Here is a 24,745-nt window from a genome sequence, read left to right as displayed (position 1 = left end):
AGCTATCAGGAAGATTCTCGGATGGGATAGGATTATTTCGGACAATTAAAAAGCCGGCTTGTGGCCGGCTTCTCGGGGACTGGTTAAGTCTATTTTTGGTAAACCTCACCAGCCTTCAATCATTCACTCAGGCTTTCACCCAAATGATAAAGGGGGCATCAGCGGGAACTCCTCCGCATCGCCGGGCAGGGGGTGTTGGCGCTATGCCAACCCCTGCCAAATGTGCCGCGCATGATACTCATGTTTTCCTTAGTTTCCCAGCGTTTGGTCTGATTTAGAGCCGTCGTAGCCGATCAGATGGTCATCCAGCGGCACCGGTGGGCGGCGGTTGTTGAGGGTGGACCACCAGAAGACCCAGCCGAGGATTTGTACGTTTTGCTCGAAGCGTTGGTCGTAGGTCAGGAGTTCGTCGGGGTGTTCGTTGCTGTTGTGGCTGCGCATGCGCAGGCCGCCGCCGGGGCGGTTGTAGAGGTATTTGATGCGCAGCATGCCGTCGTGTTCGAGGGCGTAGATTTCGCCGTCGATGATCTGGGTGCGGCCGCGGTCGATGGCCAGGATGGCGCCGTCCTGGATAATATCGATCATGCTGTTGCCGACCATGTAGGCCCCCAAGGCGCGTTCGGCAGTGACGTTGAGTTGTTCCAGGGTGCGCAGGGAGAGGCGTAGGCTTTCCTGGGTGTTGAAGGAGGCGTGGAGGGGGATTTCCACGTCGATCTTTTCCGGGCCACTGGCGGGGCCGCAGAGATAGTGGCCGCAGTCTTCGCGTGTAGCAGCGCTGTTTGCGGGGTTGGGGCCTTCCAGCTGGAGGTTGGTCGGCGGGTATTTGGGACCTTCGCCGGTACGCAGCCAGCGGCTGGTGACACACAGCAGTTCTGCTATTTCGTCGAGCCGGGCCATGGGCACGCCGCGCTTGAACCAGTTGTTCACATGCTGGGGCGTGACGTCGCGATTCTTGGCGAAGTCGGATGCGGAAAGATGAACTTCCCGAAGTAACATTCTTAAGCGATCACCTGATGTATTCATAAACGCAGAGTTTACTGGCCGGAAAAACAGATCAAATAAACCATGAGTTGAATTGGTGTATGTAGGTGTTTCCTTATTGCAAGTAAAATCCTGGCTAAATGCTGTGTGGTTAAACGTTAGTTGCTGTTTTGTTTATCCAGTTGAACATGTTGTTTAATTTTTCCCACAAAAAAAGCCCCGGATAATCGGGGCTTTTTTGATTGCCGGGGCAATGAGTAGCGGTATCAGCCTTTGTAGGCGGCTACCGACTTCATGATCTCGGCACGGGCGGCGTCTGCGTTGCCCCAACCGTCGATCTTCACCCATTTGCCTTTTTCGAGGTCTTTGTAGTTCTCGAAGAAGTGCTTGATCTGTTCCAGCAGCAGTGGCGGCAGGTCGGTGTATTCCTTCACGTCGACATACAGCTGGGACAGCTTGTCGTGTGGCACTGCGATGACTTTGGCATCGCCGCCGCCGTCGTCGGTCATGTTCAGGATGCCAACCGGGCGGGCGCGGATGACCGAGCCTGGGGTGACCGGGTAAGGGGTCACGACCAGCACGTCGAGGGGGTCGCCGTCGTCAGCCAGGGTGTTGGGGATAAAACCGTAGTTGGCCGGGTAGAACATCGGGGTGGCCATGAAACGGTCAACGAACAGGCAGTCGCTGTCTTTGTCGATTTCGTATTTGATCGGCGCATGGTTGGCCGGAATCTCGATGGCGACGTAGATGTCGTTCGGCAGGTCTTTGCCAGCCGGAATCTTGCTGTAGCTCATTGGGCGTTGCCCCCATAGTTGGCCAGGTAAAGTGGCCGGATTGGCCTAAAAGTGGCGGCGATTATAGGCATATTCCTGCGCCGATGCCACGCGCCAGACGTCGTACGGTACTTAGCCTTCAGTCTGATAGCGCGGGTCGCTGGCCTGCAGATGTTTCAGGCGGGCCAGTGGATCCTGGCGGTAAAACAGGCTCAGTTGCGCGTAGACCTGTGGATAACTGTCTGCGAGCAAATCCGGGGCGCTGAAGAAATATTCGCTGGTGACGGCAAAAAATTCTGCCGGGTTTTCCGCAGCGTAAGGGTCGATGGCGGTTTCGGCGTCGGGGTTGTGGTCGAGCTGGCGGTTGAGGTCGTCATAGGCGCTCTGCATCACACTGGCCCATTGCTGCACGGGCATGCCATGGTGCAGCGGCGGCAGGCCGTTGGCATCGCCATTGAGCATGTCGAGCTTGTGCGCCAGTTCGTGGATCACCAGGTTGTAGCCCTCCCAATTGCCGCTGGCCAGCACGCCCGGCCAGGCGAGGATTACCGGGCCTTGCTGCCAGGCTTCGCCGCTGTGTTCGCCATCCCATTCATGTTCCACGCCGCTGGCGTCGCGATGGCGCTGGGGGCTGCGGAAGTCATCGGGGTAGAGAATGATTTCGTGAAAACCCTGGTACCACTCCAGCTCGCCGAGGTTCATCAGTGGCAGTTGGGCCTGGGCGGCGAGCAGCAGGCGTTGTTCCTGGTGCAGTTCGACGCCGGGCAGGGCGGTGAGGTGCTTTTCGGCGAGGAACAGCACGCTGGCTTCACGCAACCATTGGTCCTGTTCGGCACTGATACCGTCGAGGAAGGTCAGGTGATGGCGCACCCGTTGCCAGGTTTCATCGGCAACCGGGTGCTTGGCCAGGAGGCGCCGGCGACGCCAGGCGCTGAGGGACCACATGGCCGATCAGTGCGGCTTGGCTTCGGATGAGGTGCGGCCAAAGCGGCTGCGGGCCACGCCAATGATCATCGGCACCAGCGACAGCAGGATGATGAACACTACCAGCAGCGACAGGTTTTTCTTGATGAACGGTACGTTACCGAAGAAGTAGCCCAGGGTGACAAGGCCGCCGACCCAGAGGATGGTGCCCAGCACGCTGAAGCCAAAGAAGCGCGGATACGGCATTTTGGCGACGCCGGCGACGAACGGCGCGAAGGTGCGCAGGATCGGCAGGAAGCGCGCCAGGGTCACGGTTTTGCCGCCGTGCTTGTCGTAGAAATCGTGGGTTTTTTGCAGGTAATCGCGGCGGAAGATTTTCGAGTTGGGGTTGCTGAACAAGCGTTCCCCGGCGGTGCGGCCGATCACGTAGTTGGTGCTGTCACCGAGGATCGCCGCCAGCATCAGCAGGCCACCCAGCAGGACCGGGTCCATGCCGCCACCCGCGGCGACGGCGCCGGCAATAAACAGCAGGGAATCGCCGGGCAAAAACGGCATGACCACCAGGCCGGTCTCGCAAAAAATCACCAGGAACAGGATGGCGTAGATCCACGGACCGTAATTGGTTACCAGCAGGTCGAGGTACACGTCGAGATGCAGGATAAGGTCGAGCGGGTTGAAATCCATGGATGGCACCTGTGTGAATGACCCGACTCAGCGGGCCTGTGCGGAGGCTCGGGTAATAAGGCTACGCGTGTATGCCGTTTTTCTTACAACCCTAAAAGGTCGGCATTATACGGATTGAATGGTGAAAAGCGTGTTGGTTTTGTAGCGGGGGATGTCGCAGCTATTCTGACTAGCACTGATCCAAATATGGGAGCGGGCTTGCCCGCGATAGCGGTGTGTCAGTGAAAAATACCTCGACTGACCCAGCACTATCGCGGGCAAGCCCGCTCCCACATTTTTTTGTGGTGTTTGGGCGAATGGCTTTTAGTCTTCGCTGATCGGCAGCGTGTAGTTCTTGAACTCGGTGTCTTCACGAAAGCCCATGGACTCATAGGTCTTCTGCGCCACGGCGTTGTCGCTGCTGGTCGATACGCGCAAGCGCACGGCATTGGTTTCCTTGGCCATCTTTTTTGCGGTGCGCATCAGGTTGTCGGCCACCAGTTGGCGGCGGGCATCCTCGGCGACGTAGATGTCATTGAGGATCCACACCCGTTTCAACGACAGTGAGGAAAAGCTCGGATACAGCTGGCAAAAGCCCAGCAGTTTGTGGTCGTCGTCATCCGCCAGGGCCAGGTAGATCACCGACTCCTTGCGCCGCAGGCGCTTTTCCAAAAAAGCCCGGGACGAGTCAGGAAAGGGCAGCGCGCCATAGAACTCGCGGTACTTGACGAATAATGGGGTCAACAGGTCCAGGTGTTCCAGAGTCGCTTGAGTAATCCGCATGCTAGGCCTCAACTTCTATAGGAATACAACGGCAAACGGTCCATTACTCGGGCGGCCGCCACTTGATGCTGCCTAAGGTGGCGAAAAATCGCAATCGTGCCGGCATCACTCCTTGGGCGGGCTAAGTAGGAAGTTACCTTTCATCAAGTCGGGATCATCCGACTCCAGTGTTTGAACCTGTGCCTCATCCTTGAGATTGACCCCCGACAACTGCCGCCGACAGGCCTCGCGCATCAAGTACAGCAAACGGTGCGCCGCCATGCCGTAGCTCAGGCCCTCCAGGCGTACATTGGAAATACAGTTGCGGTAGGCATCGGTCAGGCCGACCTTGGGGTTGTAGGTGAAATACAGCCCCAAGCTATCCGGTGAGCTGAGCCCCGGCCGCTCGCCGATCAGGATCACCACCATCTTGGCGCCGAGCAACTGGCCGATTTCATCGGCGACTGCCACCCGGCCCTGTTCCACCAGGATCACCGGCGACAACGACCAGCCTTCAGCGTGGGTCTGTTCTTCCATGCGTGTCAGAAACGGCGCGGTATGTTTATGCACCGCCAGCGCCGATAAACCATCGGCCACCACCACCGCCAGGTCCACCCCGCCCGGGTTGGCCAGGGCGTAGTCGCGCAGGGCCTGTGCCGACTCATCGCTCAGGCGGCGCCCCAGGTCCGGGCGTTGCAGGTAGCTGTGGCGGTCAGGTGCGGCGCTGTGCAGCAACAGGCTGTCGCGGCCGCGCTCGGCCATTTGGCGGCTCAATTCGGCATGGTCAAACGGTAGGTGTACCGCGTCGCGGGCCTGGGCGTGGGCGAACTGGAAGTCCAGTTGCGCCCCTGTGGGAATGCTGGTGCCGGTGCGGCCCAGGGCAATCCGCGCCGGGGTCAGGCGCCGCAGTTCCAGCCACGGGTTATCGCTTTGAGGTGTGTCGATCTGCACTGGAGGCTCCTTCATCCCAATTGCGCCAAGGCGTGACGGAAGGCCGGGGGCAGGTTGTTGCCAAACCGCACCTTGCCATCGGCTTGCGTGAAGATGCCCATTTTCGCCAGCCACTGTTCAAATTCCGGCGCGGGCTTCAACCCCAGGGTTTGCCTGGCGTAGAGCGCGTCGTGGAAGGAGGTGGTCTGGTAGTTGAGCATGATGTCGTCGGAGCCCGGGATGCCCATGATGAAGTTGATCCCGGCCACGCCCAGCAGGGTCAGCAGGGTGTCCATATCGTCCTGGTCGGCTTCGGCATGGTTGGTGTAGCAGATGTCGCAGCCCATGGGCACGCCCAGCAGCTTGCCGCAGAAGTGGTCTTCGAGGCCGGCGCGGATGATCTGCTTGCCGTTGTACAGGTACTCGGGGCCGATAAACCCGACCACGGTGTTGACCAAAAACGGCTTGAAGTGCCGCGCTACGGCATAGGCGCGGGTTTCGCAGGTTTGTTGGTCAATCCCAAAGTGCGCGTTGGCCGACAGGGCGCTGCCCTGGCCCGTCTCGAAATACATCAGGTTGTGCCCCAGGGTCCCGCGATTCAGGCTCAAGCCTGCGTCGTAACCTTCCTGCAACACATTCAGATTGATCCCAAAGCTGGCATTGGCGGCCTCGGTGCCGGCAATCGACTGGAACACCAGGTCCAGCGGCACGCCGCGGTTGATGGCTTCGATGGAGGTGGTGACGTGGGTCAGCACGCAGGCCTGGGTCGGGATTTCGTAGCGCTGGATGATGGCATCGAGCATTTCCAGCATGGCGCAGATCGAGGCGATGCTGTCGGTAGCCGGGTTGATGCCGATCATGGCGTCGCCGTTGCCATACAGCAGGCCGTCGAGGATGCTCGCGGCGATGCCGGCCGGTTCATCGGTCGGGTGGTTGGGTTGCAGGCGTGTGGACAAGCGCCCGCGCAGGCCCATCGTGCCGCGGAACTGGGTGACAACGCGGATCTTCTGCGCCACCAGCACCAGGTCCTGCACGCGCATGATCTTCGACACGGCGGCGGCCATTTCCGGGGTCAGCCCTGGCGCCAGGGCGCGCAGGCTGTGTTCGTCGGCCGCGTCGCTGAGCAGCCAGTCCCGCAGGCCGCCGACGGTCAGGTGGCTGACCACGGCAAAGGCCTGCTGGTCGTGGGTGTCGATGATCAGCCGGGTGACTTCATCGCTTTCATAGGGGATCAGCGCCTCTTGCAGGAAGTGCTTCAACGGGATATTGGCCAGGGCCATCTGCGCCGCCACCCGTTCGCCGTCGTTCTGCGCGGCGACGCCGGCCAGAAAGTCCCCGGAGCGGGCGGGGCTGGCCTTGGCCATCACGTCCTTGAGGCTATCGAAACGGTAGGTCAATGCACCGACCGAGTGGGAAAAACTTGCCATACAGACTCTCCATGACGGCGCGGGCGGTGGCCCGCGACGTGGTTTACGGCGTTTAGTGCAAGGCGGCCTCTGCGGCCTGGATCGCCGCGAACTCTTCTTCCGGCGTGCCTGCTACCAAGTGATGCCGACTGTAGAAAGCAAAGTAAGCAATTAATACTCCATAGATGATCGCCGCGCCAATCACCACGCGCGGGTCCACCAGGAAGCCTGCCACGACGGCGATGCAGGCCAGTATCAAGGCCAGGCCCGAGGTGAAGATGCCGCCCGGCGTGCGGTATGGCCGCTCCATTTTGGGGCGGCGGATGCGCAGGGTGATATGCGCAGCCATCATCAACACATAGGAAATGGTCGCGCCAAATACCGCCACCAGGATCAGCAGGTCGCCCTGGCCGGTCAGCGACAGGCCAAAACCGATGATCCCGGGAATGACCAGGGCCAGCACCGGTGCTTTGCTTTTATTGGTTTGCGACAATTTACGCGGCAAGTAACCCGCGCGGGACAGGGCGAAGATCTGCCGGGAGTAGGCGTAGATGATCGAAAAGAAACTCGCGATCAGCCCAGCCAGGCCCACCAGGTTGACGAAGCTGCCCATCCAGGTCGAGCCGCCATAGGCCAGGGCCAGGGATTCCACCAGCGGGTTGCCGGACTTGACCAGCGCCAGGGTGCCGGCGCCGCCCGGGGCGATCACCAGGATCAGCAGGGCAAAACTGGTGAGCACCACAATCGCGCCGATCAGGCCACGGGGCAGGTCGCGCTTGGGGTTCTTGGTTTCTTCGGCGGCCAGGGGCACGCCTTCGACGGCGAGGAAAAACCAGATCGCATAAGGGATCGCGGCCCACACGCCGACATAACCAAACGGCAGGAAACTGCTGGCGCCCCTGGCCTCGGTCACGGGAATGTCCAGCAGGTTGGCGACGTTGAAGTGCGGCACCATCGCTACCAGGAACACGCCCAGGGCAATCGCGGCAACGGCAGTGATCACGAACATCAACTTCAGCGCTTCACCGACGCCCAGGATATGGATGCCGATAAAGATGATGTAGAACGCCAGGTAGATCATCCAGCCGCCAATGCCGAACAGCGACTCGCAATAGGCGCCGATAAATACGGCGATGGCGGCGGGGGCGATGGCATATTCGATCAGGATCGCCGTGCCGGTGAGAAAGCCCCCCCAAGGGCCGAAGGCGCTACGGGCAAAACCATAGCCGCCGCCGGCGGTGGGGATCATGGACGACAGTTCGGCCAGGGAGAAACACATGCACAAGTACATGGTGGCCATCAGCAATGTGGCGAGAAACATCCCGCCCCAGCCGCCCTGGGCCAGGCCGAAGTTCCAGCCGGCGTAGTCGCCGGAAATCACATAGGCCACGCCGAGGCCGACTAATAGCACCCAACCGGCGGCGCCTTTTTTCAATTCTCGTTGTTGGAAGTATTCGGAGCCGACTTTTTCAAAGTCGACTGACGAACTGGTGGGTTCGCTAGGCATGGGGAAGTACCTTTGGTTCTTATTGTTTTATCCCGGCTGACTTGAGCCGGATGAGATGCCGAGTATTTGTGATGATTCAGTGTGGGAGCTGGCTTGCCTGCGATAGCGGTTTCACATTCAACATGAGTGTTGGTTGTGCTGGCCTCCTCGCAGGCAAGCCAGCTCCCACACTTGATTGCATTTCAAGTGTGGGAGTGATGAGGGTTAGAAGAAGCCCAGTGGGTTGATGTCGTAGCTCACCAGCAGGTTCTTGGTCTGCTGGTAGTGATCCAGCATCATCTTGTGCGTCTCGCGCCCCACGCCGGATTTCTTGTAGCCACCAAACGCCGCATGCGCGGGGTACAGGTGATAGCAGTTGGTCCACACACGCCCGGCCTTGATCGCCCGGCCCATGCGGTAGGCGCGGTTGATATCGCGGGTCCACAGGCCGGCACCCAGGCCAAACTCGGTGTCGTTGGCAATCGCCAGCGCTTCGGCTTCATCCTTGAAGGTGGTGATGCTGACCACCGGGCCAAAGATTTCTTCCTGGAACACACGCATCTTGTTGGTGCCCTTGAGCAGGGTCGGCTGGATGTAATAGCCGTTGGCCAGGTCGCCGGTCAGTTTCTCCACCTTGCCGCCGGTCAGCAGCTCGGCGCCTTCGCCCTTGGCGATTTCCAGGTACGACAGGATCTTGTCGAACTGCTGCTCGGACGCCTGGGCGCCGACCATGGTGTCGGTGTCCAGTGGGTCGCCACGTTTGATCGATTCGACCTTCTTCATCACCACTTTCATGAAGTCGTCGTAGATCGACTCTTCTACCAGCGCGCGGGAGGGGCAGGTGCACACTTCGCCCTGGTTGAAGAACGCCAGCACCAGGCCTTCGGCAGCCTTTTCGATAAATTGCGGTTCGGCTTTCATGATGTCGGCGAAGAAGATGTTCGGCGACTTGCCGCCCAGCTCAACGGTGGACGGAATAATGTTTTCGGCCGCGCAATGCATGATGTGCGAGCCCACCGGGGTGGAGCCGGTAAAGGCGATCTTGGCGATACGCTTGCTGGTCGCCAGGGCCTCGCCTGCTTCCTTGCCGAAACCGTGCACCACGTTCAGTACGCCCGGTGGCAGCAGGTCGCCGATCACTTCCATCAGCACGTTGATGCCCAGCGGGGTCTGCTCGGCGGGCTTGAGTACCACGCAGTTGCCGGCGGCCAGGGCGGGCGCGAGTTTCCAGGCGGCCATCAGCAGCGGGAAGTTCCACGGGATGATCTGCCCGACCACGCCCAGGGGTTCGTGGAAGTGATAGGCGGCGGTGTGTTCGTTGATTTCGGCGCTGCTGCCTTCCTGGGCGCGGATGCAGCCGGCGAAGTAGCGGAAGTGGTCGGCGGCCAGGGGGATGTCGGCGTTGAGGGTTTCGCGCACCGCCTTGCCGTTGTCCCAGGTTTCGGTGATGGCCAGCAGTTCGAGGTTCTGTTCGATGCGGTCGGCGATTTTCAGCAGCACCAGCGAGCGGTCCTGGGCCGAGGTCTTGCCCCAGGCGTCGGCGGCGGCATGGGCGGCGTCCAGTGCCTTGTCGATGTCCTTGGCTGTGGAGCGCGGGAAGTCGGCGATGGGCTTGCCGTTAACCGGCGACGTATTGGTGAAGTAGTTGCCATTGACCGGGGCCACAAATTCGCCACCGATGTAGTTGCCGTACTTGGCCTTGAACGAAACGATAGCGCCTTCAGTTCCAGGGTGTGCGTAACGCATGGGGGGTATCTCCTGACTTCTTATGTTTATTGGAGTGCAGCGTGGCTGCGCTTGATAAAGCGTAGAGCAAAGGTCGGGCCAGTGCCTTGCAGGTCAGGTAAATCAAGGGTTGTGGGTTTGTTGCAGGGCGTTGCTGTGACAGGCCTGGTACAGCCTGTGTGACACTTTGTGCCATAAACGGTACAGGCTGTGACCCATGGGTCGCCCCGGGATTGCAATGCGCCAAGGCCTGGAGGATGCTGGGTGCCCCGGTCCGCGGTGTGTCCCACGCAACAGGAGAACAATAAGAATATGCACAACGATGATTTCAGCCGCCATGCCCGGCAAGTCCTGACGGTCACCCGCGGGCAAGACCCGCTGCACGGCCCCGGCAGCGACCCATCGATCGCCCGCTCCTGGCTACGCTGCCTGGAGGACTACCACCTTGACCCGGCACTGACCATCGCCCCCACGGTGCTGGAGCATGATCGCCTGCTGGAAAGCCGCGAGCGCCTGCAACAAGTGCTGCACATTGCCGGCACCGAAATGAACCATTTGCATCAACAACTTTCCGGCGCGGGGCACGCGGTGCTGCTGACCGACGCGCGCGGGGTGATCCTCAATTGCGTCACCGCGCCCAGCGAGCGCAAGGTGTTCGAGCAGGCCGGCCTGTGGCTCGGCGCCGACTGGAGCGAGGCCTGTGAAGGCACCAACGGCATCGGCACCTGCCTGGTGGAGCGCCAGGCCCTGACCATTCACCGCGACGAACACTTTCGCGGGCGCCACACCGGGCTGACCTGTTCCGCCAGCCCGGTGTTCGACCCCCATGGCGACCTGCTGGCGGTGCTCGACGTGTCCTCGGCCCGCGAGGCGGTGTCGCGCCAGAGCCAGTTCCACACCATGGCGCTGGTCAATCTCTCGGCGAAGATGATCGAGAGCTGCTATTTCCTGCGTCACTTTGAAAACCACTGGTTGCTGCGTTTCCACCTGCAGGCCGAGTCCGTGGGCCTGTTCAGCGAAGGGCTGCTGGCGTTTGATGGCGAAGGGCGGATCTGTGCGCTCAACCAAAGCGCACAGAACCTGCTGGGCCAGCCGCGCGGGCGCTTGCTGGGGCTGCCGGTGGAGATGTTTTTCGATTGCACCCTGGACCAGTTGCTCGGGCGCGCCAGTGCCAATGCCAGCGCCAGTTGGCCTCTGCGCACCCGGGATGGGCGCAGTTTGTTTGCGGTACTGCGCGGCGAGGCCCGCCGGGCGCCGACTCCTGTAGTGCAAGCGCCACCAAAGGTTGAGCGACCACGCTTGCCGGGTATCTGCCTGGGGGATGAGGCGCTGCAAAACGATTTTCGCAAGGCCTTGCGGGTCTTCGAGCGCGATGTGCCGCTGCTGATCAATGGCGAAACCGGCTCCGGCAAGGAGGCTTTCGCCAAAGCCGTGCACCACGCCAGCCAGCGTGCCGACAAAGCCTTTGTCGCCCTGAACTGCGCGGCCATCCCCGAGAGCCTGATCGAGAGCGAGCTGTTCGGTTACCGCGGCGGCAGCTTCACCGGCGCCCGTAAGGAAGGCATGCGCGGCAAGCTGCAGCAGGCCGACGGCGGCACTTTGTTCCTCGACGAAATCGGCGACATGCCCCTGGCCTTGCAGACCCGGCTATTGAGGGTGCTGGAAGATCGGTTGGTGGTGCCCATTGGTGGCGAGCCGCAAGCGGTGGATGTGCGGATCATCAGCGCAACCCACCGTGACTTGTTGGCGCGGGTAGCCAGCGGCACTTTCCGTGAAGACTTGTACTATCGCCTCAATGGCCTGGAAGTGGCATTGCCACCATTACGCGAGCGTAGTGACAAGTCGCAGCTACTGGACTTTCTACTGGCGCAAGAAGCAGACGGGCAGCCGATAGTGCTGGCTATCGAGGCGCGTCAGGCACTACTGGATTTCTCCTGGCCGGGTAACGTGCGGCAACTGCGTACGGTGCTGCGTACATTGGCTGCACTGTGTGAAGGGGGGAGGGTAGGGTTGAGCGACTTGCCGGCGATGATTGGCCAGGCCTCCTCCCAGGCACAAATCGCCGTACCGCGAGGCAGGCAGCCATTGGAGGATGCCGAGCGCCTGGCATTGCTGGCCACCCTGGAGCAGCAGCGCTGGCATATGACCCTTGTTGCGGAACAGTTGGGCATCAGCCGCAATACCTTGTACCGCAAGTTGCGCAAACATGGCATCGCCTTGCGTTCAGCGGGCTGACTGAGGTCGAGGGGGCTTAAGCTCCCTGGATGACTTGCTTGTCTTGTAGTTGTGCGAATGGGTGATGGATTAATTGTTTTTTTGTATTTTAAGTTTGCTGATGGTCGGGTGGGAGAAGTCAGGTAGTAACTAATTAAAGCATTTTTTGCGTTTCCAGGTGATAGCGTAAAAGGTGGTAAAATTTCTGATGATTAGAGATTGTTGTTGTAAGTTGTAGTAGCTGTTTTTGTTTGTGTATTTTGTGGAACTGATTTTTGTTTTTTTATACTCAAGTGGGGCAGGCGCTTCAATGTTTATTGAAACGTTGGCTTCAGGGATGCTTGAGTTTAGCAGTGACGCTTCATGAGCTATTTTTACTATAGAGGTGAAGATATGAATATTACAAATTTCCCGGCGAAAAGTTCTCTGCAAGTTATGGAATCGGTCGCTTGGGGAGATAATCAACAAGTAGCCACCGGTACGAAAAGTGCGCCAAGCTTGAATGAAACAGCGGGCGTTCCAGAGGGCCCCGCACCCGGCGAGGCGAATACGGCGGGTGAAGGTTCTGTGCGCACAAAGAGGGGGTTTAAATCTTTAGGCCTTCCCAGGGTTTTCTCCAGGCCCAAGCCCAACATTCCCCAATCGCCTGGGCTTGCAGGTACCTATAAATCCCTTTCAGATAGCGTTCCGCGCCCGCCCGTCGGCCCTCCAAACACTCCTGGGATCACTAACTTCAGGAACCTCGCGTTCAAAACGCAGCACCCTGGCTCGCCAATCTCTGGTCCGGTCAAGCCGGCGGTTGCGAAACCGACGACTTTTGGCGATGTGGCAGGCAACCTGATTGCAGCCGATCGTCTGGTCAAGGCCGGTGTATTTAAAACGGGTCCGTCCTTGAAGACTGTCACACGTGATGCGGTTGTGAATGCGACTGTAAATGGACTTGTCAGCACACCGTTAAGCATTGGCACTTACGCGGGTTCAGTGTGGAGTGGTGAAACTATCAAAGGTAACTTTAGCGCCAATACCCCATTGTTGCCGCCGGCCCACCTGCCGGCACCAAGTCAGATGGCCAATGGCGTTGCTGCGGCGTCAGGCACTACGGGGGAGCAAGATGCCGCAACGATTAATTTGCGCTTGGATAATGCCGAGTTAAAAATGCTGCTTTTGACCAATACGCTCCAAACTCTTGTAGAGGGTGGCGAGGGCAAGGCTCTTGGGAAGAGTCCGGACTGGCCAACCGGGGTGAATGAGCGCCTCGAAAAACTTGATAAGATTTACTCTGGGGCAGAAAAGGCTTTGCAGGCAGTTGCCGAAGAAAATGAATTTATTTTCAAACCCTATAAAGATGAATCTGCGACCGGGTCCAGTAGTGTCACCCATCAATTGGATGTGCTTGATAAAAGAAGCGATCAGATCAGTAAAAGTATAGGGCGCATGGTCGCCGTCCGTGAGTTGGAAGAAAAGGAGAAAGGGAGCATAGTTTAAAAGTGAACTTTCTGTTTTTGGTTCGGTAGTTTAAATGTGTTTGTATGTTTTAATAACTGAAAGTTGTCGGGCCTGGTGTTGTACGGGGATTTCCCAATCACCGGGCTTGACTCAGTTCATTGAGTTGTAGAAAAAAGTAGAAAAAGCCCGCGACTGCTTGCCCGAGAACGCGGTGATCATGGCTGGAAAAGATTGCACGCTAATCGCTAAAAGAGTGCGAATTTTCCCACCCTACGCTAACCTGCCTCGATGTTTTACGAGGTCGACTATGCACATTCATATTCTCGGTATTTGCGGCACCTTCATGGGTTCGATGGCGGTCCTGGCCAAAGAGCTGGGCCATCATGTCACTGGCTCCGATGCCAACGTCTATCCACCCATGAGCACGCAATTGCAGGCCCAGGGCATTGAGTTGACCCAGGGTTACGATCCGGCGCAATTCAACCCGGTGCCGGACCTGGTGGTGATTGGCAATGCCATGTCCCGTGGCAACCCGGCTGTGGAATACGTGCTGAACAAAGGCCTGCCTTATGTCTCTGGCCCGCAATGGCTGGCTGATCACGTGCTGCAAGGCCGCTGGGTGCTGGCGGTGGCCGGTACCCATGGCAAGACCACCACCAGCAGCATGCTGGCCTGGGTGCTGGAGCACGCGGGCATGAGCCCGGGCTTCCTGATCGGCGGTGTGCCGCAGAACTTCTCGGTGTCGGCGCGTTTGGGCGATACCCCGTTTTTTGTCATCGAAGCCGACGAGTACGACAGCGCTTTCTTCGACAAACGCTCCAAATTCGTTCACTACCGCCCGCGCACGGCGATCCTGAACAACCTGGAGTTTGACCATGCGGACATCTTCCCCGATCTGCCAGCCATCGAGCGGCAATTCCACCACCTGGTCCGCACTATTCCCAGCGAAGGTCTGGTGATTCATCCCACCACCGAGCCGGCCTTGCAGCGCGTGATCGAGATGGGCTGCTGGACCCCGGTGCAAACCACCGGCGCGGGCGGGCAGTGGCAGGTCAAGTTGTTGAGCGAGGATGGTTCCAGGTTTGAAGTGCTGTTTGAGGGCGAGGCCCAAGGCATCGTCGATTGGGATATGACCGGCCAGCATAACGTCGCCAACGCCCTGGTGACCCTGGCGGCGGCGCGCCATGTCGGCGTGGTGCCGGCCATGGGCATTGCCGCGCTGAGTGCGTTCAAGAGCGTCAAGCGGCGTATGGAAAAGGTCGCTGAAGTGAATGGGATTACCATCTACGACGACTTTGCCCACCACCCCACGGCAATTGCCACCACCCTCGACGGCCTGCGCAAGCGTGTCGGCGATGCACCGGTGATCGCGATTATCGAGCCGCGCTCCAACTCCATGAAGCTGGGCGCACACCGCGATGGCCTGCCGGAAAGCGTCAACGATGCCGACCAGGTGGTGTGGTACGCACCGGCCAATCTGGGTTGGGACCTGGCGGCCGTGGCCAGGCTGTGCACGGTGCCGTCGGTTGTCAGCGACTCCCTGGAAGGCATCATCGAACAGGTCAAACGCCAGGCCAAGCCAGGCACGCATGTGGTGATCATGAGTAACGGCGGCTTTGGCGGCCTGCACGGCAAACTTGCGCAGGCGTTGCAATGAGCGGGCCGGAACGCATCACCCTGGCGATGACCGGTGCGTCTGGCGCGCCTTATGGGCTGCGCTTGCTCGATTGCCTGGTGCGCGAAGACCGCGAGGTGCATTTCCTGATTTCCAAGGCGGCGCAATTGGTGATGGCCACCGAGACCGATGTCTCGCTGCCGCCCAAGGTGCAGATGATGCAAGCCTTCCTCACCGAATACACCGGTGCGGCGGCAGGGCAGATCAAGGTTTACGGCAAGGAAGACTGGATGGCGCCGGTGGCCTCCGGCTCCGGTGCGCCGGCGGCGATGGTGGTGGTGCCGTGCTCCACCGGCACCTTGTCGGCGATTGCCACCGGCGCCTGCAACAACCTGATCGAGCGCGCGGCGGATGTGACCTTGAAGGAGCGCCGCCAGTTGATCCTGGTGCCGCGCGAGGCGCCGTATTCGAGCATTCACCTGGAGCACATGCTCAAGCTGTCGAATATGGGCGTGACCATTCTGCCGGCGTCGCCAGGCTTTTATCACCAGCCGCAGACCATCGATGACCTGGTGGATTTCGTGGTAGCACGGATTCTCAACCTGCTGAATATCCCCCAGGACATGCTGCCGCGCTGGGGTGAGCATCATTTGAGCAGCGATGAATAAAGCCCTGCTGATCGCGCTGGCACTGCAGCTGACGGGCTGCGCCACCGCACGCACCCTGGATGCGGCGAAACCCGGCGCGCCAGTGGTGTATGCAGGCACGCGCCTGGATCTGTATGCAATGCAGGGTGGCTGCTGTGCCATGGACCGCTTTGGCGCCGAAGCGCCGAGCTACCCCGGCCTCGACCTGCCGGCCAGTGCCTTGCTCGACACGCTGCTATTGCCGCTGTCGGCGTTGACGGTGCTGGGGGTTGGGTTTAATGCGACGGGTGGGTTGTAGCCTGTAGCGGTGGATGTTGTCTGGGTGGGCCCCATCGCAGCATAGGTATCTACACAACTCTCTTCTCGGTCTGTGTACATATCCATTATTGCGATGGCGGCCAGTCAGCCAACGTATTTATCGACTGATACACCGCCATCGCGGGCAAGCCCGCTCCCACAGGGGTACGCGCACGCTTCAAGGATCAGGTCGGCTGTCAGGCCGCCTCGCTTTGCTTGTGATTTTGATCTTAGGCGCCCCGTTAAACCACGCTGGCCGTCATCCGATATTGATTTGGGGGCTAAACCGGCAGGACGCCGGTTTAGCCGCGCTGGGCCATGGATGGCCCATCGCGGCGGCCCCCCAAATCAATGTCGGATGACGGGCACACCGAGCCTAGGCGAGGTGCCGAGTGGTGGGGCAAGAGCCCTTTGGTTACTTTGGGGCTTTTCCAAAGTGACCCGCCGTCAGGGCGGAACCCTAAGTGGCCGTTACCGCAGCAATGGATATGTACTCATACCCAAAAGAGAGTTGTGTAGATACCTATGCCCATCGCAGGCAAGCCAGCTCCCACATTTGATCTGTGAATGCATTCATGTGGGAGCCGGGCTTGCCCGCGATGAGGCCCGCCCGGTCACCGCAGATTCACTTGCCGAGTTTACGCAACTCATCCGACTCGACAACCCGCACCCCATCCTGCTCTTCCAGCGCCAGGCGCCACATGGCCCGGGCCAGTTCACACACTTCGATGCCGCGATACTTGCCGGGAATCAGCCGTGACAACGGCCCCACGAGTTTCTCCGCCAGGCGTGTCTCCAGGCGTTCACCCAGCAGCAGCGAGGGCCGCACGATGGTCAGTTGCGGCCAGCCCTGGGTTTTCAAGGCCTGTTCCATCTCACCCTTGACCCGGTTATAGAACACCGAGGATTTTGGGTCGGCGCCGATCGCGCTGATCACGATCAGGTGCCGAGCCCCCATTTCCCGGGCGCGCTTGCCGAATGCCACCACCAGGTCCAGGTCAACCGCACGGAAGGCCTGTTCGGAACCGGCTTGCTTGAGGGTGGTGCCCAGGCAGCAGAAGGCCAGGTCGACCCGGCCGCTCAGGTGTGGCAGCAATACGCTGGGGTCGCCGACCGGGTTTTCCAGGTGCGGGTGCTCGGCCAGCGGGCGGCGGCTGGGTGCCAGCACGCGAGTGACGGTGGGCTCGTTGAGCAGGCGATCCAGCAGATGTTCCCCAGTCAAGCCCGAGGCTCCGGCAAGCAATATATGCTGAGGCGTCAAGTACATGGTGTTTCCCCCCTTGATACAGTTTCAGCTTAGTTGCTCTTGGCGTCCTTGCTATTGATAGAGACGCTTTCCAGCGCCTTTCGTGCCTGCTGCTTACGCAATAATTGCCAACGGGCGATCACGCGCTTGGGGGCCCAGATCTGTGGTTCGGAGGCCTCGAAATTATCAGCCATTTCTCGTTCGGTCACATGCCGTTGGGCCAGCTTGAAGGCGTGCTGCAAATCGTCGGTCTGGGTCAGGGCCTGGGCGAACAAGGCATCGCCAAAGTAGGTGAAGTCGGCTTCTTCCGAGCAGCCAAACGACACGCGATCGGCGCGCGAGGCGGTCATGAGCAGGGTGTGTTCATCCTTGAGCGCCGGGATGAAGCCGCCGGAGTAGCACGCGGAAATCACGATGACCTTGTCGCGGTTTTTCAGTGGTGCCATCACCGCAGCCAGTTCGTCGCTCGGCAGGTCGGCCAGCTCCATGCGGGGCTGGTCGAGCACCAGTTGGTGTTCGTGGGTGCCGTGGCTGGTCAGGTAGATAAACACCAGGTCTTCGGGGCCGGTGCGCTCGGCCAGGGTCTGCACGGCGCGGCGCAGGCTTTCGCGGGTCGCCATCGGGCGGTCGGCGATATGGTCGCGGTGGTTGACCAGGCGGATCTGCCCGCGCGCGCCGAAGCGGCTGGCCAGCAGGTTGCTGACATAGTCGGCTTCGCGCAGGAATACGCTTTGCTTGCCGTCGCCGGCCACCACCAGGGTGTACAGCTCGACGGCCGGGGTAGACGCCGGTACGGCGGCGAGGGCGTCGTCGAGCAAGCGGCCCTGGGCCAGTACCCCGACTTCCAGGGTATCGGGTAACAGCTTGCCGTCGGCATCGCGCACGCGCAGGCCGTTGGCCCAGGTCCCGGCCTGCACAGTGCCATCGGCGAGTACCAGGGTGCCCTGGCCGTGATAGCTGTCGTTGTCGAAACCACCGATATAGAAACTGCCATCACTGAGGTTCAGGCGCCCTTCACCGGTAAAGCGCCAGTCACTGAAGTGCCCGAGGTAATGGCTGCCATCCACGCCGGTCAGTTCGCCCTTGCCGCTGAGGGCGCCTTCGCGGAACTCGCCGGTCCACACGTCGCCGTCGGCGTTTTCGTAGCGGCCCTTGCCGTTGAGCTGGTTCTGCTTGAAGTGGCCGATGTACATGTCGCCTTCGGCGCTGTTGAAGGTGCCATTGCCCTCCAGCTGGCCATTGACGAAGCGCCCGCTGAACTGGTTGCCGCTGTCGTCGTTGCGCTGGCCTTCGCCGTTGGGCTTGCCGTGGGCAAACTGGCCCTGGTATTGGCTGCCGTCGGCCAGTTCCAGACGGCCGAGGCCGGAATACTGGTCGTCCTTGAATTCGCCGCGATAGGTCATTTGCCCCTCTTTGAGGGTGCCTTCGCCATTGCGCCGGCCTTGCCTGAAGCCGCCGACGTAGGTATTGGCCGAGGTGGTCAGGGTGCCTTGGCCGTCGAACAGGCCTTGCTGGAACTGGCCTTTATAGACTTCGCCGTTGCTGCCATGCCATTCGCCCTGGCCATGCCACTGGCCCTTGTCGAATTGCCCGGCGTACCAACTGCCGTTGGGGTAGTCCACCCGGCCCTGGCCTTGCAACAGCCCATCGACCACATCCCCGCGATAACGCCCGCCGTCTGGCAGCCGGGCATCGGGCGGCAACAGGGATTCGCCATCGCCGCAAGCGGTGAGCAACAAGGCGAGAGCAAGGGGGGCGAGTGGGCGCATAGCGGGATCCGGATAATTGAGCGCCGAGTATGCCGCAGCGGGGGAAGCTATACCTAGTGGTCTATGCGCGAATTAGGACTTGTCGGCGATGGCGCGCCTGCCGGCGCTATCGCCGGCAAGCCGGCTCCTACGGGTGTATCAGACGAAGCACAGTGACAACGACTCGGCGATGTAGGCCGGTTTTTCCTGGCCGTCGATTTCCAGGGTGCAGGTGGCCTTGAGCAGCCACTGGCCAGGCTTTTTCTCGGTGGCGTCGGTGAGGGTCACCGCCAGGCGTACCCTGGAATTGACTTTTACCGGCTGGATAAAACGCACGCTGTCCAGGCCGTAATTGACGGCCATCTTCAAGCCCTCGGGCATGATCAGGATGTCTTCGATCAACTTGGGGATCAGCGACAACGACAGGAAGCCATGGGCGATGGTGCTGCCAAACGGCGTCTGGGCGGCTTTTACCGGGTCTACGTGGATGAACTGAAAATCGCCGGTCGCTTCTGCGAACAGGTTGATACGCTCCTGGTCGATGGTGAGCCATGGGGAACGTCCCAGTTCCTTGCCGACATAATCATTGAGTTGCGCTACAGGTACATAGGGCATTGCGACTCTCCTTGGTTCATCAATTTATCTCCCGGTAGGCGCGAGCCTGTTCGCGCCGGCGGGGGGTGTTGTTTTGGTTGGATTCCAGGGAACCAATGTAGATCATCATGGGCAAATGGCCCGGTCAACCCACCATGCTTTTGGCGAATGCCAGTTCATAGGGGCTGCGTGCTTATAATGCCCACGGGCTTTTGGGGGAGAAAAACCCATGTTGTTACGCGGTTTGACTTGGCTGGTGTTGTTTCAATTGCTTGGCACGGCGATCAATCATTTGTTCCTGCCGGTCTTGCCGGGGCCGATTGTCGGCCTGTTGCTGCTGCTGGCGTACCTGGTGTGGCGTGGTGAGGTCGGTGAGCCGTTGAGCCTGGCCGCCGGCAGCCTATTGCGTTATCTGCCGTTGCTGCTGGTGCCGCCGGCGGTGGGGGTGATGGTGTATGCCAAGGACATTGCGGCCGATTTCTGGGCCATCGTCGGGGCGCTGGTATTGTCGCTGGTGATCGCCATGGCTTTTGTTGGCGTGCTGATGCAAAAGCTGGTTAAGCGCCAGGCGCAGCGGGAGGAGGGGCAATGACCTTCGATTGGCAGGGTGCGTGGGCCGCGGTGATCCACCATCCGTTATTTGGCATTGGCATTACCCTGGGCGCCTATCAACTGGTGCTGGCGGGGTTCGAGAAAACCCGCTGGATTTTCCTGCAACCGGTGCTGGTGTCGATGTTGCTGGTGATTGGCGTGTTGCTGGGATGCGGCCTGACCTACGTCGAGTACCGCAAAAGCACCGAGATCATGAGTATCCTGCTGGGCCCGGCCACGGTGGCGCTGGCGGTGCCGTTGTACCTGAACCTGAGGCGGATTCGCCAATTGTTCTGGCCGATTTTTACTACGCTGGTAGTGGGGGGCGTGTTTGCCACCGGCCTGTGTGTGTGGCTGGGTTGGTGGTTTGGCGCCGAGCATATGGTGCTGATGACCATGGCGCCCAAGTCGGTGACTTCGCCGATTGCCATGCTGGTGGCCGAGCAGATCGGTGGCGTCGCGGCACTGGCAGCGGTGTTCGTGCTGATCACCGGGGTGATTGGTGCGATGATCGGGCCGGCGTTCCTGTCGCGCCTGGGGGTACACAGCCCGGAGGCGCGGGGCATGGCCCTGGGCATGACGGCCCATGCGGTCGGCACCTCGGTGGCCTTGCAGGAGAGCGAGGAGTGCGGCGCGTTTGCCGCATTGGCGATGAGTCTGATGGGCGTGGCCACGGCGGTATTCCTGCCGTTGGCGGTGTCTTTGGTGATCTAAGTCGGGTTTAAGGAACGCTTTATGAGTCTGGCGCTTTTTCCGCTCAATACGGTGCTGTTTCCAGGCTGCACCCTCGATCTGCAACTGTTCGAGGCGCGCTACCTGGACATGATCGGCCGCTGCATGAAAAAGGGCGAAGGTTTTGGTGTGGTGTGCATCCTGGATGGCAAAGAGGTCGGCCTGGCGCCGGACGGCTATGCAGTGATTGGCTGCGAGGCGCTGATTCGGGACTTCAAGCAGCAGGACAACGGCTTGCTGGGGATTCGTGTCGAGGGCGGGCGCAGGTTTCGGGTGCTTGAGGCGGATGTGCAGCGCGATCAACTGCTGGTGGCCGATATCGAGTGGTTGCAAGAACAGCCCGAACGCCCGCTGGGCGAGGAAGACGCCGACCTGTTGGCCCTGCTTGAGGCCCTGGCGGAGCACCCGATGGTCGCCTCGCTGGATATGGGCGCCGATGCGCAAGGGCAGCAAGTGTTGGGTAACCGGTTGGCGTACCTGCTGCCGTTTACCGATACCGACAAAATCCAATTGCTGCAACTCGACGATCCCGAGCAACGGCTGGACGCGATTCAATTGCTGCTGGATGAGCTGCAGGGCGAATTGTTCCCGTGAACCCTGTTGCTCGGAATTATCCGCAACAGATTCGGAATTTTCGTCGTTGCAGTACGCTCATCGCCTGAAATAGTGGGGCTTCAGCCACTATTTGTCAGGGAGTGAACATGATTCGTTTATCGCCATCGGAGCAGCCGGTCTGGGATGCTTTTTTTGTCAGCGTTACGACGCAACTGATTCAGCAGGCCAACGATCGAGGCCCGGAGTACATTGCCGAGCGGGCTGCCGAAATTGCTGATGAAATGCTGCTGGAGCGTCGGGAGCGCAGCGTCGAGCGGCGCAATGCTCCCGTGGACTGGGTTGGTCCGGCGTAGGTCAATAGGCGTATCGGAGCAGGGCGTGGGAGGTCCCGGTCAGGGCAAAAAAACCGAGGACTGCCACGCACCCCGGCACGATCAGCCACCACACCTTCGGCGCCATGGCCGGTAGTGGGTGCTGGCGCTGGCTCACGGTCAGGCTGAAGGCGCAGACCGTCATGGCCAGTAAGGTGCCAGCCAAGATGTCGCTCGGCCAGTGAGCCCCCAGGTACACCCGCGACAGGGCAATGGCGGCGGCCGGAATGGCCCCCAGCAGCAGCCAGGCCAGGCGCATGCGGATCGGTTGGCCGCGACCGGCCAGCACCGCCAGCGCGAGGAAGAACGCAAACGCGCCAGAGGCGTGGCCGCTGGGCATGCTGAAGCTGGTCAGCGGGTCGACGAGGATTTCTGGCCGGCCACGGGCAAAGAACAGCTTGCTCCCGGTGTTGATCAGCGCGGCCCCCAGCAGCGTGGCCCCGACAAAAATCCCCTGGCGCCATTGCCGTGCCAGTAACAGCAGGCCGGTCAACACGGCGCTGGCGACGAACATCTTCTTGAACTCGCCCAGTTGAGTGATCATCACCATGGCCCGGTCCATGGCCGGGCTGCGATGTTCCTGGACCAGGGCCATCAAGCCCTGGTCAAAATGGTTCAGGTACGGATAACCGATAAACATCGCGATCAACAACGCCAGGCTGGCGCAGCCCGTCCACAGCGTGGCGCGGCGGTGGCCGCGCAGGGTGCTGTTGAGGGCGATGCCGAACAACACGGCCAGGCAGGCCGCGACTACCCCGGCCTCGGGCCAGAACCCTTCGGGCAGCGGCAGGCGAAATGCCGCGCCGGCGGCCCAGCCAGGCAACAGGTAGGCGACCGTCCAGCCGGCAGCGGCCAGTACGCTGACCGCGGCAAAGCGCGGGAACGGCATGTCGCACATCCCGGCCACCATCGGCAGCATGGGGCGCAAGGGGCCGATAAAACGTCCTACCAGCAGGCTGACGATGCCGTACTTCTGAAAGTAGGCTTCGGCGCCGTCCATCCACTCGGGATGATGACGCAAGCCGGGCAGGCGCCGGATGTTCTGGTGGAAATGCCGGCCCAGGTAGTAGGAAACCCCATCGCCCAGCAGCCCGCCGAGCAAGCCCAGCAGCAGGGTTTCCCCCAGGGACAGTGCGCCGCTGCCGGCCAGTGCGGCAATGGCGAACAGCAGCACCGTGCCCGGCACGATAATCCCGGCGATGGCCAGGCATTCCACAAAGGCGACGATAAAGACCGCCGCCGCCAGCCATTGCGGGTTAAGGGTCAGCCAGCCAGTAATGCCATCGAGCCATGGGCCCATACAATCAACTCCATTAATGGTCATCTCCCCCCGTAGAAACGAGCTTGTGTGGGAGCGGGCTTGCCCGCGATGCAAGCGACTCGGTATGACTGACAGACCGAGGTGCTGCTATCGCGAGCAAGCCCGCTCCCACATAAGCCCATTGCTGCAGGGCATATTTCAAATCAAAACGTAATCGCGGCCTTCGACCTGGCCGCGTCGCAAGGGGTTCCGTGTGCAATACGCCGCATAGCCCGCATCGACGAAGCGATACATCAGGTGTTCATCGCGCCCGCCGGGGATGCCCAGGCGGGTGGTCTGGATAATCTGCGCGGGCGCCAGGCCCACATCCTCGACGTAAAGCCGCTCCTGGTCGAAGCGTTTGGCGTCCCACATTGGCACTTTCAAATCCAGGGCCTTGCACAACAGGGTCTGCCCGGCGCAGAGCTTCTGGGGCGGGCGTGGCCGGCCGCTGGCATCGGGGTTGTTGAGGAGCATATGTGCCAGGCTGGCGGGCCCCGAGACGTCATCCACCCAGGGGTAGGCCGACTTGATCAAGACGGTAGCGTTTAACCTGTGATTTTTTGGGTGTCGTTTCATCACTGGCATCATACCGAGAGTAATCGCGGCAAGACATGGAAACAGGGCTTGAAAGTCGGGCACTATGCCACCATGTAGGCTTGATCACTCAGTCAAGGGATACGACCAGCATGTCTAGTAGAATTGACGAAATTCTCGCCAAGTTACTAAAGGCGAACCCTACGTCTATCAAAGATATCAATGACCAATACGATTACGAGGATGCAAAGGGTGGAGGTAAGCGAGACGCTTCCCTCGTCTCGTGCGGTCAATGTGGTGATTACAATGAGCTTCAATACATATACGACACTAAGCTAAAACCGCTGGTCAACAGGTTCAAAATCACCGAAACGCAAGCCCTCATCGCCTTGGAAGAGTGCTGCTCAGAACTGAAAAACCCCCGTAATCGTGAGGATTTCTACGAACTGCTGGGCAAAAAACTAAATCTGGAAATCAAGTAATAGGGAAACGGCCCGTCTATGCGACTGATCATGTGTGGATGGGCTTTAATCATAGGGAGAATAGTATGGCTTACGTTCAGCTAAATCACGACTTTACAAAGTTCATTGATCCGGAATTATACGCAAGTGTTTTGGATAAAAAAGACGATGGAGATTGTGCTCTTCGACTTCAACTGATTTGCGAGCGATTTTTAAACGTATATTTAAAAGAGCGGATTGCACCCGAAAATATTGAATTCTTCACCAGTGGGCAAGGCAAGGGAGCTGAAATCCTCCGACATTTTAACGAAAGACTTACAACTGCTGTCGCATCTGGGCTACCCGCCGAACTGGCCCGACCGCTGAAACACCTGAACAAAATAAGAAATAATTTCGCACACAATCTTGATTATGAAATCAAGGATGTGGACATGAATAAATATTTTGAACTAGTAGACTTATTCACAGTTGACGTTGGGACGCCCCATGGGTTTGAAGGCAACGTAAAAGACTTTCAAATCCACGGCGATGGGAAAATCACAAAAGCCACCGATAACTTCCAAGCCGGATTTACGGCGGCAACCTATGCCTTGATGACAAAAGCGGGGATCTGGCTAGGCTCTGTACGTAAACCCAAGAAATACGATTTTCTGTAAAATACACCGCCATTAAAGCCAGGAGGCCAAGATGGCAAAGCGGTATGAACTCCCCGACGCAGCCTGGGATCTGGTTGCAGATATC

The 24,745-nt window shown here is 59.8% G+C and carries 24 protein-coding genes and 1 pseudogene; 11 read left to right on the top strand and 14 right to left on the bottom strand.

Going from position 1 to position 24,745, the window contains the following annotated elements; genetic code table 11:
* Window positions 1-249 precede the first annotated feature (249 nt).
* From BLL38_RS26615 to exaC, 9 genes are all read right to left on the bottom strand, one after another.
* Window positions 250-1,023: a LexA family transcriptional regulator gene (locus tag BLL38_RS26615; RefSeq protein WP_076964953.1), complete on the bottom strand. Its 774-nt coding sequence runs from the start codon at window positions 1,021-1,023 to the stop codon at window positions 250-252.
* A 224-nt stretch (window positions 1,024-1,247) separates the two neighbouring features.
* Window positions 1,248-1,775 (bottom strand): inorganic diphosphatase, encoded by a 528-nt coding sequence (gene ppa, locus BLL38_RS26610; RefSeq protein ID WP_003176323.1) that lies wholly within the window; start codon window positions 1,773-1,775, stop codon window positions 1,248-1,250.
* Between the two features lie 111 nt (window positions 1,776-1,886).
* Entirely contained in the window at window positions 1,887-2,699 is an 813-nt protein-coding gene (locus tag BLL38_RS26605; protein WP_076964952.1) for a M90 family metallopeptidase, read from the bottom strand.
* Between the two features lie 6 nt (window positions 2,700-2,705).
* Window positions 2,706-3,362, bottom strand: a complete 657-nt coding sequence (locus tag BLL38_RS26600; protein WP_038443607.1) for a DedA family protein — start codon at window positions 3,360-3,362, stop codon at window positions 2,706-2,708.
* Window positions 3,363-3,665: 303 nt separating this feature from the next.
* Window positions 3,666-4,124, bottom strand: coding sequence for a GNAT family N-acetyltransferase (locus BLL38_RS26595; protein ID WP_076964951.1), 459 nt, complete (start codon window positions 4,122-4,124; stop codon window positions 3,666-3,668).
* A gap of 105 nt (window positions 4,125-4,229) precedes the next feature.
* Complete coding sequence (gene eutC / locus BLL38_RS26590; protein ID WP_076964950.1) at window positions 4,230-5,069, bottom strand: ethanolamine ammonia-lyase subunit EutC; 840 nt, start codon at window positions 5,067-5,069, stop codon at window positions 4,230-4,232.
* Entirely contained in the window at window positions 5,066-6,460 is a 1,395-nt protein-coding gene (locus BLL38_RS26585) for an ethanolamine ammonia-lyase subunit EutB (protein WP_076964949.1), read from the bottom strand. The genes eutC and BLL38_RS26585 overlap by 4 nt, the downstream gene beginning before the upstream one ends.
* Before the next feature lie 52 nt (window positions 6,461-6,512).
* Window positions 6,513-7,946 (bottom strand): ethanolamine permease, encoded by a 1,434-nt coding sequence (gene eat / locus BLL38_RS26580; protein WP_076964948.1) that lies wholly within the window; start codon window positions 7,944-7,946, stop codon window positions 6,513-6,515.
* A 204-nt stretch (window positions 7,947-8,150) separates the two neighbouring features.
* A complete protein-coding gene (gene exaC, locus BLL38_RS26575; protein WP_076964947.1) occupies window positions 8,151-9,671 on the bottom strand; it encodes an acetaldehyde dehydrogenase ExaC in 1,521 nt (506 codons plus the stop codon).
* Between the two features lie 291 nt (window positions 9,672-9,962).
* On the opposite strand from exaC, the gene BLL38_RS26570 reads away from it, so the two are divergent.
* From BLL38_RS26570 to BLL38_RS26550, 5 genes are all read left to right on the top strand, one after another.
* Entirely contained in the window at window positions 9,963-11,885 is a 1,923-nt protein-coding gene (locus tag BLL38_RS26570) for a sigma-54-dependent Fis family transcriptional regulator (protein WP_076964946.1), read from the top strand.
* 372 nt (window positions 11,886-12,257) lie between these two features.
* A complete protein-coding gene (locus BLL38_RS30855) occupies window positions 12,258-13,349 on the top strand; it encodes a hypothetical protein (RefSeq protein ID WP_130898277.1) in 1,092 nt (363 codons plus the stop codon).
* A gap of 268 nt (window positions 13,350-13,617) precedes the next feature.
* Window positions 13,618-14,967 (top strand): UDP-N-acetylmuramate:L-alanyl-gamma-D-glutamyl-meso-diaminopimelate ligase, encoded by a 1,350-nt coding sequence (mpl, locus tag BLL38_RS26560; RefSeq protein WP_076964945.1) that lies wholly within the window; start codon window positions 13,618-13,620, stop codon window positions 14,965-14,967.
* Window positions 14,964-15,593, top strand: coding sequence for a flavin prenyltransferase UbiX (ubiX, locus tag BLL38_RS26555; RefSeq protein ID WP_076964944.1), 630 nt, complete (start codon window positions 14,964-14,966; stop codon window positions 15,591-15,593). The genes mpl and ubiX overlap by 4 nt, the downstream gene beginning before the upstream one ends.
* Complete coding sequence (locus tag BLL38_RS26550; RefSeq protein WP_076964943.1) at window positions 15,586-15,870, top strand: YceK/YidQ family lipoprotein; 285 nt, start codon at window positions 15,586-15,588, stop codon at window positions 15,868-15,870. The genes ubiX and BLL38_RS26550 overlap by 8 nt, the downstream gene beginning before the upstream one ends.
* A gap of 624 nt (window positions 15,871-16,494) precedes the next feature.
* Here the strand turns inward: BLL38_RS26550 and BLL38_RS26540 are convergent.
* The 3 genes from BLL38_RS26540 to BLL38_RS26530 form a co-directional block, all read right to left on the bottom strand.
* Window positions 16,495-17,136: an oxidoreductase gene (locus tag BLL38_RS26540; protein WP_076964942.1), complete on the bottom strand. Its 642-nt coding sequence runs from the start codon at window positions 17,134-17,136 to the stop codon at window positions 16,495-16,497.
* Window positions 17,137-17,165: 29 nt separating this feature from the next.
* Window positions 17,166-18,884: a C13 family peptidase gene (locus BLL38_RS26535; protein ID WP_076964941.1), complete on the bottom strand. Its 1,719-nt coding sequence runs from the start codon at window positions 18,882-18,884 to the stop codon at window positions 17,166-17,168.
* Between the two features lie 138 nt (window positions 18,885-19,022).
* A complete protein-coding gene (locus tag BLL38_RS26530) occupies window positions 19,023-19,478 on the bottom strand; it encodes a MaoC family dehydratase (RefSeq protein ID WP_076964940.1) in 456 nt (151 codons plus the stop codon).
* Between the two features lie 208 nt (window positions 19,479-19,686).
* Between BLL38_RS26530 and BLL38_RS26525 the strand changes: the two genes are divergently transcribed.
* The 4 genes from BLL38_RS26525 (at window position 19,687) to BLL38_RS26510 (ending at window position 21,688) form a co-directional block, all read left to right on the top strand.
* Window positions 19,687-20,049, top strand: a complete 363-nt coding sequence (locus tag BLL38_RS26525) for a CidA/LrgA family protein (RefSeq protein ID WP_057438999.1) — start codon at window positions 19,687-19,689, stop codon at window positions 20,047-20,049.
* Window positions 20,046-20,762 carry an LrgB family protein gene (locus BLL38_RS26520; RefSeq protein ID WP_076964939.1) on the top strand — a complete coding sequence of 239 codons (717 nt, stop codon included), beginning with the start codon at window positions 20,046-20,048 and terminating at the stop codon, window positions 20,760-20,762. Before BLL38_RS26525 ends, BLL38_RS26520 begins: the two co-directional genes overlap by 4 nt.
* A 21-nt stretch (window positions 20,763-20,783) precedes the next feature.
* Window positions 20,784-21,374: an LON peptidase substrate-binding domain-containing protein gene (locus BLL38_RS26515; protein ID WP_076964938.1), complete on the top strand. Its 591-nt coding sequence runs from the start codon at window positions 20,784-20,786 to the stop codon at window positions 21,372-21,374.
* A 107-nt stretch (window positions 21,375-21,481) separates the two neighbouring features.
* Complete coding sequence (locus BLL38_RS26510) at window positions 21,482-21,688, top strand: hypothetical protein (RefSeq protein WP_076964937.1); 207 nt, start codon at window positions 21,482-21,484, stop codon at window positions 21,686-21,688.
* 1 nt (window position 21,689) lies between these two features.
* Here the strand turns inward: BLL38_RS26510 and BLL38_RS26505 are convergent, their stop codons facing one another.
* Complete coding sequence (locus BLL38_RS26505) at window positions 21,690-23,006, bottom strand: bifunctional DedA family/phosphatase PAP2 family protein (protein WP_076964936.1); 1,317 nt, start codon at window positions 23,004-23,006, stop codon at window positions 21,690-21,692.
* 159 nt (window positions 23,007-23,165) lie between these two features.
* Window positions 23,166-23,549 (bottom strand): annotated as a pseudogene (locus tag BLL38_RS26500) (DNA-3-methyladenine glycosylase); the annotation flags it as partial.
* Window positions 23,550-23,695: 146 nt separating this feature from the next.
* Here BLL38_RS26500 and BLL38_RS26495 point away from each other — a divergent pair.
* A complete protein-coding gene (locus BLL38_RS26495; protein WP_020301970.1) occupies window positions 23,696-24,025 on the top strand; it encodes a hypothetical protein in 330 nt (109 codons plus the stop codon).
* Between the two features lie 65 nt (window positions 24,026-24,090).
* Window positions 24,091-24,660: a hypothetical protein gene (locus BLL38_RS26490; RefSeq protein ID WP_076964935.1), complete on the top strand. Its 570-nt coding sequence runs from the start codon at window positions 24,091-24,093 to the stop codon at window positions 24,658-24,660.
* The last annotated feature ends 85 nt before the right edge of the window (window positions 24,661-24,745 follow it).

The sequence above is a fragment of the Pseudomonas gessardii genome (genome assembly GCF_001983165.1).
In the GTDB taxonomy this organism is placed as follows: Bacteria; Pseudomonadota; Gammaproteobacteria; order Pseudomonadales; family Pseudomonadaceae; genus Aquipseudomonas; species Aquipseudomonas gessardii.
This window is presented reverse-complemented; position numbering and strand designations above follow the sequence as displayed.

Bases quoted from the DNA above. Each gene is read 5' to 3' on its own strand.
- eutC (WP_076964950.1), bottom strand. From the start codon at position 5,069: ATGAAGGAGCCTCCAGTGCAGATCGACACACCTCAAAGCGATAACCCG.
- BLL38_RS26490 (WP_076964935.1), top strand. From the start codon at position 24,091: ATGGCTTACGTTCAGCTAAATCACGACTTTACAAAGTTCATTGATCCG.
- ppa (WP_003176323.1), bottom strand. From the start codon at position 1,775: ATGAGCTACAGCAAGATTCCGGCTGGCAAAGACCTGCCGAACGACATC.
- BLL38_RS26605 (WP_076964952.1), bottom strand. From the start codon at position 2,699: ATGTGGTCCCTCAGCGCCTGGCGTCGCCGGCGCCTCCTGGCCAAGCAC.
- BLL38_RS26495 (WP_020301970.1), top strand. From the start codon at position 23,696: ATGTCTAGTAGAATTGACGAAATTCTCGCCAAGTTACTAAAGGCGAAC.
- eat (WP_076964948.1), bottom strand. From the start codon at position 7,946: ATGCCTAGCGAACCCACCAGTTCGTCAGTCGACTTTGAAAAAGTCGGC.
- BLL38_RS26525 (WP_057438999.1), top strand. From the start codon at position 19,687: ATGTTGTTACGCGGTTTGACTTGGCTGGTGTTGTTTCAATTGCTTGGC.
- BLL38_RS26530 (WP_076964940.1), bottom strand. From the start codon at position 19,478: ATGCCCTATGTACCTGTAGCGCAACTCAATGATTATGTCGGCAAGGAA.
- BLL38_RS26540 (WP_076964942.1), bottom strand. From the start codon at position 17,136: ATGTACTTGACGCCTCAGCATATATTGCTTGCCGGAGCCTCGGGCTTG.
- BLL38_RS26535 (WP_076964941.1), bottom strand. From the start codon at position 18,884: ATGCGCCCACTCGCCCCCCTTGCTCTCGCCTTGTTGCTCACCGCTTGC.
- ubiX (WP_076964944.1), top strand. From the start codon at position 14,964: ATGAGCGGGCCGGAACGCATCACCCTGGCGATGACCGGTGCGTCTGGC.
- BLL38_RS26520 (WP_076964939.1), top strand. From the start codon at position 20,046: ATGACCTTCGATTGGCAGGGTGCGTGGGCCGCGGTGATCCACCATCCG.
- BLL38_RS26550 (WP_076964943.1), top strand. From the start codon at position 15,586: ATGAATAAAGCCCTGCTGATCGCGCTGGCACTGCAGCTGACGGGCTGC.
- BLL38_RS26570 (WP_076964946.1), top strand. From the start codon at position 9,963: ATGCACAACGATGATTTCAGCCGCCATGCCCGGCAAGTCCTGACGGTC.
- BLL38_RS26595 (WP_076964951.1), bottom strand. From the start codon at position 4,124: ATGCGGATTACTCAAGCGACTCTGGAACACCTGGACCTGTTGACCCCA.
- BLL38_RS30855 (WP_130898277.1), top strand. From the start codon at position 12,258: ATGAATATTACAAATTTCCCGGCGAAAAGTTCTCTGCAAGTTATGGAA.
- BLL38_RS26510 (WP_076964937.1), top strand. From the start codon at position 21,482: ATGATTCGTTTATCGCCATCGGAGCAGCCGGTCTGGGATGCTTTTTTT.
- BLL38_RS26515 (WP_076964938.1), top strand. From the start codon at position 20,784: ATGAGTCTGGCGCTTTTTCCGCTCAATACGGTGCTGTTTCCAGGCTGC.
- BLL38_RS26585 (WP_076964949.1), bottom strand. From the start codon at position 6,460: ATGGCAAGTTTTTCCCACTCGGTCGGTGCATTGACCTACCGTTTCGAT.
- BLL38_RS26505 (WP_076964936.1), bottom strand. From the start codon at position 23,006: ATGGGCCCATGGCTCGATGGCATTACTGGCTGGCTGACCCTTAACCCG.
- BLL38_RS26615 (WP_076964953.1), bottom strand. From the start codon at position 1,023: ATGAATACATCAGGTGATCGCTTAAGAATGTTACTTCGGGAAGTTCAT.
- mpl (WP_076964945.1), top strand. From the start codon at position 13,618: ATGCACATTCATATTCTCGGTATTTGCGGCACCTTCATGGGTTCGATG.
- BLL38_RS26600 (WP_038443607.1), bottom strand. From the start codon at position 3,362: ATGGATTTCAACCCGCTCGACCTTATCCTGCATCTCGACGTGTACCTC.
- exaC (WP_076964947.1), bottom strand. From the start codon at position 9,671: ATGCGTTACGCACACCCTGGAACTGAAGGCGCTATCGTTTCGTTCAAG.